Below are 12,300 nucleotides of genomic sequence, written 5' to 3'. Positions count from 1 at the left end.
TCGCCATGTTATTGAGACCTCTGCTTGCGAAGGAAAGTGCGACCCGCCTGTTTCAGTCACGCAAACCTTTTGCCGACCCATGTTTGGTGCCACTGGTCAGTTGCCGGCAAAACCATTGAGCAGACTGTGTGATCGGCGGCTCGGAACCAAGGCATGGCAAACATCCATGCGAGCAGTCAATCCATCGCAAGGAGATACCACATGGCGCAGGATCAAGAGCGAACCAGCCAGCGCGGCGGCACCAAGGAAACCAACCCTGGCAATTTTGCCAATGACCGGGAACGGGCCTCCCGCGCGGGGCACAAGGGTGGGCAGGCTTCTGGCGGCAACTTCGCCAACGACCGCCAACGGGCATCGGAGGCCGGTCGCAAGGGCGGCCAGAACAGCCACGGCGGGGGCCGCCAACAGTGAGTTGAGTGCTCCTGGGCACCCGGTACCCGCAGTGCCGGGTGCCGGCTACCTCCTGTGTACCGGGACTGCAATGGCCTTTGGTACCTGTTGCTCGACATTTTTTTGAATCTTCTGGCCGTACCCCGATCAATCAGGGTGTCATCCATGGAGAAGAGGAGGCCCCTGAGATGCCTGGCCCACAGCTATACATCATCGATTACCAACTGCATGGCAAGCCGCGCAGTTTCATCATCCGTCTGGAGACGCTGGACAACGCCGAGGCCTGGCATTGGGCAAGTTGTGATGCGGGCATCGGCATCATTCCGAAGTTCGGGCGCGAAAAAATCAGAAAAGTCAGCAGGCCGATGGCCGAGCGCTACGGGATTACCGCCGTGCAATGGCGCATATCCGGCAGCAAGCCGAACCAGTCGGTGGGGGGGCCAGCGGCGACAATGTGACCGCTGGCCCAAAGCACTGTGTCGCCTGCTTCGCGGGCATGCCCGCTCTGATAGAACAACACATGACTCATTGGTTCGGCGAGGTCCTGTAGGAGCAGCCTTGTGCTGCGAAGAGGCCGGGGCTGACGAAGCCTGTCTATTGGCTGTACCGGCCTCTTCGCAGCACAAGGCTGCTCCTACAAAGGACGCGTCAGACGAGCAATATTGGTTCTCTGCGCGACAGCGCAGCCCAAAGGGCTGGGCAATCTCCCACAGGGACATCACCAGTTCAAGGAGTGCGCCATACCTGTGGGAGCGGGCGCGCCCGCGAACACCGGCGCAGCCGGTGCCATTCACCGCGTTGGATTCTTTGCGGCTAAAGCCGCTCCTACAGGTACGCGCAGGCCGTCTAGGCACCGGACTCTGGGTCGCTGGCCGGTACGCCCGGGCGGTTTTCTTCGTCATCAGTCACATTGGGGTCGGCATCCGGGTCATCTGCCCGGTCATTGCGCCGGTCCGGCTCGAGCTCCGGCCAGTCATCCTGTGCGCTGCCGCCACCCATCGCAGTAAACTCTTTCATCTCGCAACCCTCGCTCTCGATGAAAAAAAGGCCCGCGTTCAGGCGGGCCCAATACAGGAGTGAGAGGCGAAGCCATTGACCACCCCTCATTGAATGAGAGCGGCAATAGCCAGGGGCGGTCGGTTGGATGTCCACCACCCCTGACCAACGGTACTGTCAGGGCTTCTTCAGCACGAGGGTGAGAATGTCGTAGCTGGCGACCAGCTCGCCCAGCTGGTTGGTCACCTCCACATCCCACGCCACCACGCCCTGGGGCTGGCCCAACGGGCTGGTCTTGCCCTGGTCGATCTTGCGCTTGCAGGTCAGGCGCGCCTGGATGGTGTCGCCGATGCCGACCGGGTTGATGAAACGCAGGGTATCCAGGCCGTAGTTGGCCAGTACCGGGCCTGCACCCGGGGAGACGAACAGCCCGGCCGCTGCCGACAACACGAAATAGCCGTGGGCGATGCGCTTGCCGAACTGCGATTCCTTGGCGGCGATCTCGTCGAAGTGCATGTAGAAATGGTCACCCGACAGGCAACCGAAGTTGACCAGGTCGGCTTCGGTCACGGTGCGCCGATGGGTGAGCAGCGACTCGCCGATGCGCAACTGCTCGAAATAGCGGCGGAACGGGTGTACTTCGGTTTCGATCACTTCGCCACCGCGCACGTATTCGCCGGTTACCGCCGTGAGCATGCTCGGCGAACCCTGTACAGCGGCACGCTGCAGGTAGTGCTTGACGGCACGCAGGCCACCCAGCTCTTCACCACCACCAGCGCGGCCCGGGCCACCGTGCTTGAGTTGCGGCAATGGCGAGCCATGCCCGGTGGATTCCTTGGCCGCCTCGCTGTCGAGTACCAGCAGGCGGCCGTGCCAGGCGGCAGCCACTGGAATGGCCTTGGCTGCCACGCTGCGGTCGGCGGTGACCAGGGTCGCCACCAGGCTGCCTTTGCCCCGTGCGGCCAGCGCCAGGGCTTCATCGAGGTCGTCATAGGCCATCAGCGTGCTGACCGGGCCGAACGCTTCGATATCGTGGGCACCGCCTTCGGCATGCGGGTCGCGGGCCTGCAGCAAGGTCGGAGCAAAGAACGCGCCCTCGGCCACGCCCTCGCCACGCGGCGCAAAGCCATCGCTGGCACCAAACAGCTGGTCGCAGCTCTGCAGCAGGCTGCGCACTCGCTCGGCCACATCGTGCTGCTGGTCGTGGGAGGCCAGGGCGCCCATGCGCACGCCTTCCAGCGACGGGTCACCGACAACCACCTTGGCCAGCCGCTCGCGCAGGCGCGTGGCAACCGCGTCGATGTGCCTGGCCGGTACTATGGCGCGGCGGATGGCGGTGCATTTCTGGCCGGCCTTGGTGGTCATTTCGCGGACCACCTCCTTGATATACAGGTCGAACTCTTCGCTGTCCGGGGTCACGTCCGGGCCGAGGATGGCGCAGTTGAGCGAATCGGCTTCGGCGGTGAACGGCACCGAGCTGCGCACCAGGTTCGGCGTGACGCGCAACTTGGCGGCGGTGTCGGCGGAGCCGGTGAAGGTCACCACGTCCTGGCCTTGCAGGCGGTCGAGCAGGTCGCCGGTGCTGCCGATCACCAGTTGCAGGCTGCCTTCGGGCAACAGCCCGGATGCATTCATCAGCCGCACCACGGCCTCGGTCAGGTAGCTGGTCGAGGTCGCCGGCTTGACGATGCACGGCATGCCGGCCAGGAAGGTCGGGGCGAACTTCTCCAGCATGCCCCAGATGGGGAAGTTGAAGGCGTTGATGTGCACCGCCACGCCGGCGCGCGGCACCAGGATGTGGCTGCCGGCGAAATGGCCTTGCTTGCCCAGCGGGATGGCCGGGCCTTCGTGCACCAGGTTGCCCGACGGCAGTTCACGGCTGCCGATGCCCGCATAGGAGAACAGCGTGGCGTTGCCGCCTTCGATGTCGATCCAGCTGTCGGCACGGGTGGCACCGCTGTGGTGGGACAGGGCGTAGAGCTGCTCCTTGTGCTCGGCCAGGTACAGGGCCAGTGCCTTCAGACGGGCAGCGCGTTGCTGGAAGTCCATGGCCATCAGCGTGGCCAGGCCACGGGCGCGGGCAAAGTCCACGGCCTCGGCGAAATCCGGGCGCTCTTCGTGGCTGTAGGCCAGGACGTGGCCATCCAGGGCGCTACGCAGGGCCTGGGCGCCGTGCTGGCCAAGCCAGCGGCCGGCGATGAAGCTTTGCAGGGTAGGGGCGGCAGACATGCTGTTCTCCAATGTAGAGGGGGCGCTGTTACCACAGCGCCACGGTGTAGCCGATGATCAGGCGGTTTTCGTCCACGGCGTTGGTCAGGCCATTGCCGGAACGGAAGGTGACGTTGCGCCAGCGCAGGCTGACGTCCTTGAACGGCCCGCTCTGGATGACATAGGTGATGTCGGTGTCGCGCTCACGCTCACGGCCATTGCTGACGGTGGCGGTCTCGGCGTGGCGGCCATCGGTGTAGCGGGTCATGAAGCTCAGGCCGGGGATGCCCATGGCGACGAAGTCGTAGTCGTAGCGCACCTGCCACGAGTCCAGCCCGGCGCGGGTGAAGGTGTTGTAGGTGACCAGGTTGACGGTGAACGGGTCGCCGCCGTTCACGAACGGGAAGGCACTGTCGCCGGACATCTGCTGCCAGGCGGCGGTGAACTTGTGGGCCCGTACGCCGAGGGTGAACATGGCGTTGAAGTTGCGGTTGTCGATGTTGCCGGCACGCTCGGCGCCGTCGTTGCGGCTGTCGAAGTAGCGCAGGTCGGTGCGCAGGCTCAGGCCTTCGCCCAGCGGGCGGGTATCGATCAGGCCGACGAACTGCTGGCGGTAGATGTCCTCGAGCTTGGCGTAGTAGTAGCTGACGCTGGTTTGCGGGGTGATGGCGTAGCTGCCGCCGCCGAAGTCCAGGTGGTCGCTGCTGGCGGCGCCGTAGCCGATGTCGTCGCGGCCCGAGGAATCACGCAGGTTGGCCTTGGTCAGGCGGCCGGCGTTGAAGGTCAGGCCGGCCAGGTCCTGGCTGGTGAGCAGGCCACCCTGGAAGGTGGAGGCCAGCAGGCGGGTGTCGTTGTACACCACCACCGGCAGGATCGGTTGCAAGGTCCCCAGGCGCAGGGTGCTCTTGGCCACCCGCACCTTGCCGGTCAGGCCCAGTTCGCTGTAGTCGTCGACCGGTTCATGGCTGTTCGGGCCGAAAGGCAGCAGGCCGGTATTGCGCCGGTCGCGGCTGGAGTCGAGCTTGATGCCCAGTTGGCCCATGGCGTCGACACCAAAGCCGACCGGGCCTTCGGTGAAGCCCGACTCCAGCTTGGCGGTAAAGCCTTGGCCCCATTCCTCGGCCTTGGCCTGCGGTGCATTGCTTTGGCGGAAGTCGCGGTTGAGGTAATGGTTGCGCAGCTCCAACCGAGCGTGGCTGTCGCCGATGAAGTCTGCCATCGCCGGCATCGGCAAGGCGAGGGTCGCCAGCCAGGCGGCCGAAATGAAGTGCGTGCGGTTCATTGTTGTTGTTTTACCCGACATGGTTGTTCTTCCCTGAGAGTCAGTGCTTGCTGGCGCCGGCGGCGCCGATTCCGGTCATGGAACGGATGAACTGGGCCAGGTAGCGGCCACGTTCCTGGTTGGCGCGTTCGGAGCTGTCAGTAACCGAGAACACCCAGGCGCCGAGGAAGGCCAGGCTCATGGAGAACAGCGCCGGGTTGCTGTAGGGGAACAGCGCCTTTTCGTGATGCAGCACGTTGACCCACACCGCCGGGCCCAGTACCACCAGCAGCACCGCCGAAACCAGGCCGGCCATGCTGCCGCACACTGCGCCGCGGGTGGTCAGGCCTTTCCAGAACATCGAAAGCAGCAGCACCGGGAAGTTGACCGAGGCGGCCACGGCCAGCACCAGCCCCGAGAGGAAGGCGATGTTCTGCGACTCGAACATCAGGCCGAGGATGACCGCCAGCAGGCCGATCAGCAGCGTGGCGATACGCGACACGCGCATTTCCTCCTGTTCACTGGCCTTGCCCTGGCGCACCACGCAGGCATACAGGTCGTGGGAAACCGCCGATGCACCGGACAGCGCCAGGCCCGCGACCACTGCCAGGATGGTGGCGAAGGCCACGGCGGAGATGAAGCCGAGGAACAGATTGCCACCTACGGCCTGGGCAAGGTGCACGGCGACCATGTTGCCGCCGCCGATAATGGCGCCGGTGGCATCACGGTAGGACGGTTCGGTGCCGACCATGACGATCGCACCAAAGCCGATGACGATCAGCAGCAGGTAGAAGTAACCGATGAACCCGGTGGCATAGAACACGCTCTTGCGCGCTTCCTTGGCATCGCTGACGGTGAAGAAGCGCATCAGGATATGCGGCAGGCCGGCAGTACCGAACATCATGCCCAGGCCCAGGGAAATGGCATCCACCGGGTTGGACAGCAGGCCGCCCGGGGCCATGATCGCCTGGCCCTTGGCATGCACGGCCACGGCGCTGGCGAACATCGCTTCGGTGCTGAAGCCGAAATGCTTGAGCACCATGAAGGCCATGAAGCTGGTACCTGAAAGCAGCATCACTGCCTTGATGATCTGCACCCAGGTGGTGGCGAGCATGCCGCCGAAGGTGACGTAGGCGACCATCAGCACACCGACCAGCATCACCGCGTACAGGTAGCTGATGCCGAACAGCAGTTCGATCAGCTTGCCGGCACCGACCATCTGCGCCACCAGGTACATCAGCGCCACCACCAGGGTGCCGAAGGCCGAGGTCAGGCGCACCGGGGTTTGCGCCAGGCGGTAGCTGACCACGTCGGCGAAGGTGTACTTGCCCAGGTTGCGCAGGCGCTCGGCGATCAGGAACAGGATGATCGGCCAGCCGGCCAGTACGCCCAGGGCATACAGCAGGCCGTCATAGCCGTTCATGAACATCATTGCCGAAATGCCCAGGAACGAGGCGGCGCTGATCATGTCGCCGGCGATCGCCAAGCCGTTCTGCATGCCGGTCAGGCCCCCGCCGGCGGTATAGAAATCGCTGGCCGAGCGGGTGCGCATGGCAGCCCAGCGGGTGACCAGCAGGGTGAAGCAGACGAACACCATGAACATCGAGATGGCAGTCCAGTTCATTGTGCGCACTCCTGCTTGACCTTGTCGTTGAGCGGGTCGAGCACGTTGTTGGCGCGGTGCACGTAGATGCCGGTCAAGGCGAAGGACAGCAGTACCATCAGCACGCCCACCAGCATGCCAACGGTGGTCACGCCACCGCTGAGGGACTGGCCGAGGGTGCTGGGGGAAAACGCCACCAGCAGGACGAAGCCGTAGTAGATCACCAGCATGACCAGGGTCAGGCTGCCGTTGAGGCGGCGTTTGCGCTGCACCAGGTGCTGGAAGTCGGGGTGGTTGGCGATGCTTTCGATGCGTTCGGGTGTCATGGGTTGCGATCTCTGGGTGTTGTAATTGTTTTGTTGAGGTCACGCGGGTGTTGCGGTGTTGCTGATGGCCTCTTCGCGGGTGAACCCGCTCCCACAGGTAGGGCGCTGCTCTCAGGTCTTGTGCAGTCCCTGTGGGAGCGGGTTCACCCGCGAAGCAGGCGACGCGGTCTCAGAGCTGGTCGAAATCGAGCACCACCTTGTCGCTCACCGGGTAGGTCTGGCACGACAGCACATACCCGGCCGCCACTTCGTAATCCTCCAGGGCATGGTTGCTGTCCATCTCCACTTCGCCCTCGATTACCCGGCACTTGCAGGTCGAGCACACGCCGGCCTTGCACGAGTACGGCAGCTCGGCGCCGATTGCATTGCCGGCGTCCAGCACGTTCTGGGTGTTGCGTGGCAGGTCGAAGGTGAGGGCGCGGCCGTCGCTGATCACGGTGATGTGGCTGAGCGCCGAGTCCACCTGACGCGCCGCCTCGCGGGCCTCCCGGCGGGCTTCGCTGCCGGCTGCAGCGAACAGCTCGAAATGGATACGGTCCTTGGCCAGGCCATTGGCCTGCAGGCTGTCGCGCACCGTCTCGGTCATCGCCTGTGGGCCGCAGATGAATGCAGCGTCCAGGTTGGCAACGTCCATCCAGCGCGAGAACAGCTGGCCGCACTTGTCGGCATCGATGCGGCCGTTGTACAGGTCGACATCCTGCTGCTCGCGGCTGAACACGAAAATCAGGTTCAGGCGGTCGAGGTAACGGTTCTTCAGGTCTTCCAGCCTGTCGCGGAACAGTGCGCCAGAGCTGGAACGGTTGCCGTACAGCAGGGTGAAGCGGCTGTGCGGCTCGCTGGCCAAGGTAGTGGCGATGATCGACAGGATCGGCGTGATGCCGCTGCCGGCAGCCACGCCCAGGTAGTTGCCCTGGCGGGCCGGCTCCAGTGGCACGAAGAAGCTGCCCGACGGCGGCATCACTTCCAGTTGCTGGCCTGCCTTGAGCACGTCGTTGGCAAAGGCCGAGAAGCGCCCGCCTGGCACGCGTTTTACCGCCACACGCAGTTCGCCATCCTGCACGGCGCTGCAGATGGAATAGGAACGGCGGACTTCTTCGTTATCCAGTTGGGTGCGCATGACCAGGTACTGGCCCTGGGTGAAACGGAACTGCGCCTGCAGGTGCTCGGGCACGTCGAAGGCAATCGACACCGCATCGCGGGTCTCGTTGCGCACTTGCTTGATGGTCAGGCTGTGAAACTGGCTCATGGCGTTCTCCACGGCTCAAATGCATTTGAAATAGTCGAACGGCTCCAGGCACTCGCGGCAGCGGTAAAGCGCCTTGCAAGCCGTGGAGCCGAACTGGCTGAGCAATTCGGTATGGGCGCTGCCGCACTGCGGGCAGCACACCTGCGGCGCCTCGCCGAGCAGGCTGCGTTTGCTGGTGCTGCCCTGTGGCGGGGCGATGCCGTAGGCGCGCAGGCGCTCGCGGCCCAGTTCGCTGATCCAGTCGGTGCTCCAGGCCGGGGTCAGCCGGCGCTCGAGCAGCGGCGCGGGGAAGCCGGCCTGCTCCAGCGCCTGGCGGATATCCCCTTCGATCACCTCGGTGGCAGGGCAGCCGGAGTAGGTCGGTGTGACGACCAGGTGCAGGTGCCCGGCGCGCCAGTCGAGGTCGCGCACGATGCCCAGGTCGACCACGCTGACCACGGGCACTTCCGGGTCCATGACCTGGGCCAGTACCGCCCAGGCCCGGGCCAGGTCATCGCCGCGTGGCGCGCGGGCGCCACGGTCGCCGGCAATCAGCTCACCAGGTTGCATCGGGGTACGCCCTTGGCAGGAACTGCATCTCGGCCAGCAGCAGGCCCAGGTGCTCGGTGTGCAGGCCTTTGCGGCCGTCCAGGTAGAAGTGGCTGGCGGCTTTGGGCAACGGCAGTTCGACCGAAGCGAAGGTCTCGCCAACCTGCTTGAGCCAGGCCGCGCCGACGGCAGCGGGGTCGGCGGCGATACCCGCTTGCGCCAGGTGCACTTCATGGTCGCTACCGGCGGCCAGTTCGACGGTGAAGCGCCACAGTGCCGGGATGGCCGCGAGCATGCGTTGGCGGCTTTCTTCGGTGCCACCGCCCAGGCGTTGCACCCACTCGCTGGAGCGGCGCAGGTGGTAGGTGACTTCCTTCAGGGCCTTGGCGGCGATACCGGCGATACGCTCGTCGTTCGAGCCGGCCAGGCCCTGAAGCACGGCGAAATGCCAGGCGTCATAGAAGAACTGCTTGGTCATGGTCACGGCGAAATCGCCGTTGGGCTGCTCGACCAGCAACAGGTTGCGATAGGCGCGCTCGTCACGGCGGAAGGCCAGGGCGTCGGCATCACGGCCATCATCGAGCAGCTCGGCGGCGTACTCCAGCCAGTTGCGCGCCTGGCCTACCAGGTCGAGGCCGACGTTCATCAGGGCCAGTTCTTCTTCGATGGCCGGGGCGCGGCCACACCATTCGCAGAGGCGCTGGCCCTGCACCAGGGCACTGTCGCCGAGCAGCAGCAGGTAGGGGACAAGGGTTTCGTTGTGCATGGCCAACCTCACATGTGTCCGACTTCGTCGGGCAGTTCGTAGAAGCTGGCATGGCGGTAGACCTTGTCGTCCGCAGGGGCGAACAGCGGGTCTTTCTCGTCCGGGGAAGAGGCGGTGATCAGTGCCGAGGGCACCACCCACAGGCTCACGCCTTCGCTGCGGCGGGTGTACAGCTCGCGGGCGTTTTCGATAGCCATGGCGGCATCGGCGGCGTGCACGCTGCCGACATGCTTGTGGTTAAGGCCGTGCTTGCTGCGCACGAACACTTCGTAGAGGGTCCAGACAGACATTTTCGATCTCCGCATCAATCGCCGCTCAGGCGGCGTTCTTGTTCTGTTGCTTGCGCGCGTAGGCCACGGCGGCCTCGCGTACCCAGGCGCCGTCCTCGATGGCCTTGCGCCGGGTGGCGACACGTTCCTGGTTGCACGGGCCATTGCCCTTGATCACTTCGTAGAACTCGTCCCACTGGATTTCGCCGAAGTCGTAATGGCCGCGCTCGGCATTCCACTTCAGCTCGGGGTCGGGGGCTGTGCAGCCGAGCAGCTCGAGCTGCGGCACGGTCTGGTCGATGAAGCGCTGGCGCAGTTCATCGTTGGTCTGGCGCTTGATCTTCCAGGCCATCGACTGGGCGCTGTTGGGGGAGTGCTCGTCGCTGGGGCCGAACATCATCAGTGCCGGCCACCACAGGCGGTTGATCGCATCCTGGACCATGTCGCGCTGGGCCTGGGTACCGTGGCGCATCATGGTCAGAAGGATTTCGTAGCCCTGGCGCTGGTGGAAGCTCTCTTCCTTGCAGATGCGGATCATCGCGCGTGAATACGGGCCGTAGGAGGTGCGCTGCAGCACCACCTGGTTGACGATGGCGGCGCCGTCCACCAGCCAGCCCACTGCGCCCATGTCGGCCCAGCTGAGGGTGGGGTAGTTGAAAATGCTCGAGTACTTGGCCTTGCCGCTGTGCAGCTTGGCGATTTCTTCGTCACGGTCGGCGCCCAGGGTTTCCATGGCGCTGTACAGGTACAGGCCGTGGCCGGCTTCGTCCTGGATCTTGGCCATCAGCTGCAGCTTGCGCTTGAGGCTGGGGGCACGGGTGACCCAGTTGCCTTCGGGCAGCATGCCGACGATTTCCGAGTGGGCGTGCTGGGAGATCTGCCGGATCAGGGTCTGGCGATAGGCCTCGGGCATCCAGTTCTTGGCTTCGATCTTGATTTCGGCGTCGATCTTTTCCTGGAAGTTGCGCTCCTCGGGCGACATCTCTTCCAGCGACTTGACGCGCTTGACTCCGGTTTCCACTAGCTGTGCGTACATGTGTTCCGACTCCTGCTAAGGCATGAGTCATTTGTAAGCGATACAAAACATAACGTCAAACAGTTTTATGTGTATCGCAAGAGATTTGTGTATCACATTGGCGGCCCTTTCGCGGGTAAACCCGCTCCCACAGGTCATGTGCAGCCCCCAGGCATCATGCAATTCCTGTGGGAGCGGGTTTACCCGCGAAGAGGCCAGCCAAAAAAAAGCAAAAAAAAGCCCCGGACGATGCCGGGGCCGAAAAGGCAGCCGAATGAATCAGCTGGCCAACCGTTTGTCGAACACGTGGCAGGCCTTGCCCTCGGAACGCTTGAGCGTGCCGCAGGGCTGCAGGCGCACCTGGGTGCTGATGCCGATATAGGTCTTGATCTGCTTGGTCAGCTCCCCGGTCAACAGCTTGCGCTGGCCTTCATCGAGGTGCTGACACTCCGCACGCAGTTCCACATGCACCTCGACGCTATCCAGGTTGCCATTGCGATACAGATGAATCTCATAAAGCTCGGAAAGCTGTTTTATTTTTAGCACCTGTTCCTCGATCTGGGTCGGGAACACGTTGACCCCGCGAATGATCAGCATGTCATCGCTGCGGCCGGTGATCTTGCCGATCCGCCGCATCGGCCTGGCGGTGCCGGGCAGCAGGCGAGTGAGGTCGCGGGTGCGGTAGCGCACCATGGGCAACGCTTCCTTGCTCAGCGAGGTGAACACCAGTTCGCCCAGTTGGCCGTCCGGTAGCACCGCACCGGTGACCGGGTCGATGATCTCGGGGTAGAAATGGTCCTCCCAGATGGTCGGGCCATCCTTGGTTTCGAGGCACTCCATCGCCACCCCAGGCCCCATGATTTCCGACAGGCCATAAATGTCGAGGGCATCGATGCCCATCCGTTGCTCGATAGAGCGGCGCAGCTCATCGGTCCACGGCTCTGCTCCGAATATGCCCAGGCGCAGCTTGAGGTCTTGCGGGTCGATGCCCTGGCGCTCGATCTCGTCGGCCAGGTTGAGCATGTAGGAGGGGGTGACCATGATGATGTCGGGCTGGAAGTCGCGAATCAGCTGCACTTGCTTTTCGGTCTGACCACCGGACATGGGGATCACCGTGCAGCCCAGGCGCTCGGCACCGTAATGCGCGCCAAGCCCGCCGGTGAACAGGCCGTAGCCGTAGGAGACATGCACCTTGTCACCCTTGCGCCCACCCGCGGCGCGGATCGAGCGGGCGACCACATTGGCCCAGGTGTCGATGTCGTTCTGGGTGTAGCCCACCACCGTCGGCTTGCCGGTGGTGCCACTGGAGGCGTGCAGGCGCACCACCTCTTGCTGGGGCACGGCGAACATGCCGTAGGGGTAGTTGTCGCGCAGGTCGTTCTTGCCGGTGAAGGGGAACTTCGCCAGGTCTTCCAGGCACTTGAGGTCGTCGGGGTGGGCACCGCACTCGGCAAAGCGCTGGCGGTACAGCGGTACGTTGTCGTAGGCGTGCTTCAGGCTCCAGCGCAGGCGCTCCAGCTGGTGCTGGCGCAGGGCGTCGACACTGGCGGTTTCCATCGGGTCCAGCAGGGCACGATCGGCATCATGGTACATGTTCATGGCTTCACTCGAATTGTTCTTGTACGCCGCGCGGTACCGGTTGCAGGCCGCGTGGTGAGTGTCATGGAAGCAGCATATACGGCTGCGTTCGGT

At 64.2% G+C, this 12,300-nt stretch carries 12 protein-coding genes and 1 pseudogene; 2 read left to right on the top strand and 11 right to left on the bottom strand.

All coding sequences use genetic code 11. From position 1 onward, the window contains the following. Positions 1-201: 201 nt before the first annotated feature. Both M1D87_RS13620 and M1D87_RS13615 read left to right on the top strand, forming a co-directional pair. Positions 202-411 (top strand): con-10 family general stress protein, encoded by a 210-nt coding sequence (locus tag M1D87_RS13620; RefSeq protein WP_003259459.1) that lies wholly within the window; start codon positions 202-204, stop codon positions 409-411. 167 nt (positions 412-578) lie between these two features. Further along, entirely contained in the window at positions 579-848 is a 270-nt protein-coding gene (locus tag M1D87_RS13615; RefSeq protein WP_015270332.1) for a DUF6555 family protein, read from the top strand. 388 nt (positions 849-1,236) lie between these two features. Here M1D87_RS13615 and M1D87_RS13610 read toward each other — a convergent pair whose 3' ends face one another. The 11 genes and pseudogenes from M1D87_RS13610 to paaK all read right to left on the bottom strand — a co-directional run bounded on the left by M1D87_RS13610 (position 1,237) and on the right by paaK (position 12,207). Next, a complete protein-coding gene (locus M1D87_RS13610; protein WP_155252250.1) occupies positions 1,237-1,407 on the bottom strand; it encodes a hypothetical protein in 171 nt (56 codons plus the stop codon). A gap of 156 nt (positions 1,408-1,563) precedes the next feature. Further along, the gene (paaZ, locus tag M1D87_RS13605) at positions 1,564-3,615 is read right to left on the bottom strand and encodes a phenylacetic acid degradation bifunctional protein PaaZ (RefSeq protein WP_123084120.1); all 2,052 of its coding nucleotides are present in this window, start codon (positions 3,613-3,615) and stop codon (positions 1,564-1,566) included. 28 nt (positions 3,616-3,643) lie between these two features. After that, positions 3,644-4,876: an OprD family porin gene (locus M1D87_RS13600; RefSeq protein WP_031324467.1), complete on the bottom strand. Its 1,233-nt coding sequence runs from the start codon at positions 4,874-4,876 to the stop codon at positions 3,644-3,646. Between the two features lie 40 nt (positions 4,877-4,916). Further along, a pseudogene (locus M1D87_RS13595) lies at positions 4,917-6,485 on the bottom strand (cation acetate symporter); the annotation flags it as partial. Next, the gene (locus M1D87_RS13590; protein WP_123084121.1) at positions 6,476-6,784 is read right to left on the bottom strand and encodes a DUF485 domain-containing protein; all 309 of its coding nucleotides are present in this window, start codon (positions 6,782-6,784) and stop codon (positions 6,476-6,478) included. The gene M1D87_RS13590 and the pseudogene M1D87_RS13595, both read right to left, overlap by 10 nt. 169 nt (positions 6,785-6,953) lie before the next feature. Beyond that, a complete protein-coding gene (gene paaE, locus M1D87_RS13585) occupies positions 6,954-8,030 on the bottom strand; it encodes a 1,2-phenylacetyl-CoA epoxidase subunit PaaE (protein WP_123084122.1) in 1,077 nt (358 codons plus the stop codon). A 15-nt stretch (positions 8,031-8,045) separates the two neighbouring features. Then, positions 8,046-8,579: a 1,2-phenylacetyl-CoA epoxidase subunit PaaD gene (gene paaD / locus M1D87_RS13580; protein ID WP_013972616.1), complete on the bottom strand. Its 534-nt coding sequence runs from the start codon at positions 8,577-8,579 to the stop codon at positions 8,046-8,048. Then, complete coding sequence (paaC, locus tag M1D87_RS13575; protein WP_123084123.1) at positions 8,566-9,324, bottom strand: 1,2-phenylacetyl-CoA epoxidase subunit PaaC; 759 nt, start codon at positions 9,322-9,324, stop codon at positions 8,566-8,568. The genes paaD and paaC overlap by 14 nt, the downstream gene beginning before the upstream one ends. 8 nt (positions 9,325-9,332) lie before the next feature. Continuing rightward, the gene (gene paaB / locus M1D87_RS13570; RefSeq protein ID WP_013972614.1) at positions 9,333-9,614 is read right to left on the bottom strand and encodes a 1,2-phenylacetyl-CoA epoxidase subunit PaaB; all 282 of its coding nucleotides are present in this window, start codon (positions 9,612-9,614) and stop codon (positions 9,333-9,335) included. A 25-nt stretch (positions 9,615-9,639) separates the two neighbouring features. Beyond that, positions 9,640-10,629: a 1,2-phenylacetyl-CoA epoxidase subunit PaaA gene (gene paaA, locus M1D87_RS13565; protein WP_015270325.1), complete on the bottom strand. Its 990-nt coding sequence runs from the start codon at positions 10,627-10,629 to the stop codon at positions 9,640-9,642. Positions 10,630-10,887: 258 nt separating this feature from the next. Further along, the gene (gene paaK, locus M1D87_RS13560; protein ID WP_123084124.1) at positions 10,888-12,207 is read right to left on the bottom strand and encodes a phenylacetate--CoA ligase PaaK; all 1,320 of its coding nucleotides are present in this window, start codon (positions 12,205-12,207) and stop codon (positions 10,888-10,890) included. Between the last annotated feature and the right edge of the window lie 93 nt (positions 12,208-12,300).

The organism is Pseudomonas sp. SA233 (assembly GCF_054792385.1).
The sequence above is the reverse complement of the archived record's forward strand: the minus strand, read 5'-3'. Positions and strand labels throughout refer to the sequence as shown.

Excerpts from the sequence above, each read along its gene's own strand:
- M1D87_RS13610 (WP_155252250.1), bottom strand. The coding sequence starts at position 1,407 with ATGAAAGAGTTTACTGCGATGGGTGGCGGCAGCGCACAGGATGACTGG.
- paaK (WP_123084124.1), bottom strand. The coding sequence starts at position 12,207 with ATGAACATGTACCATGATGCCGATCGTGCCCTGCTGGACCCGATGGAA.
- paaE (WP_123084122.1), bottom strand. The coding sequence starts at position 8,030 with ATGAGCCAGTTTCACAGCCTGACCATCAAGCAAGTGCGCAACGAGACC.
- paaD (WP_013972616.1), bottom strand. The coding sequence starts at position 8,579 with ATGCAACCTGGTGAGCTGATTGCCGGCGACCGTGGCGCCCGCGCGCCA.
- M1D87_RS13590 (WP_123084121.1), bottom strand. The coding sequence starts at position 6,784 with ATGACACCCGAACGCATCGAAAGCATCGCCAACCACCCCGACTTCCAG.
- paaB (WP_013972614.1), bottom strand. The coding sequence starts at position 9,614 with ATGTCTGTCTGGACCCTCTACGAAGTGTTCGTGCGCAGCAAGCACGGC.
- M1D87_RS13615 (WP_015270332.1), top strand. The coding sequence starts at position 579 with ATGCCTGGCCCACAGCTATACATCATCGATTACCAACTGCATGGCAAG.
- paaC (WP_123084123.1), bottom strand. The coding sequence starts at position 9,324 with ATGCACAACGAAACCCTTGTCCCCTACCTGCTGCTGCTCGGCGACAGT.
- M1D87_RS13600 (WP_031324467.1), bottom strand. The coding sequence starts at position 4,876 with ATGAACCGCACGCACTTCATTTCGGCCGCCTGGCTGGCGACCCTCGCC.
- paaZ (WP_123084120.1), bottom strand. The coding sequence starts at position 3,615 with ATGTCTGCCGCCCCTACCCTGCAAAGCTTCATCGCCGGCCGCTGGCTT.
- paaA (WP_015270325.1), bottom strand. The coding sequence starts at position 10,629 with ATGTACGCACAGCTAGTGGAAACCGGAGTCAAGCGCGTCAAGTCGCTG.
- M1D87_RS13620 (WP_003259459.1), top strand. The coding sequence starts at position 202 with ATGGCGCAGGATCAAGAGCGAACCAGCCAGCGCGGCGGCACCAAGGAA.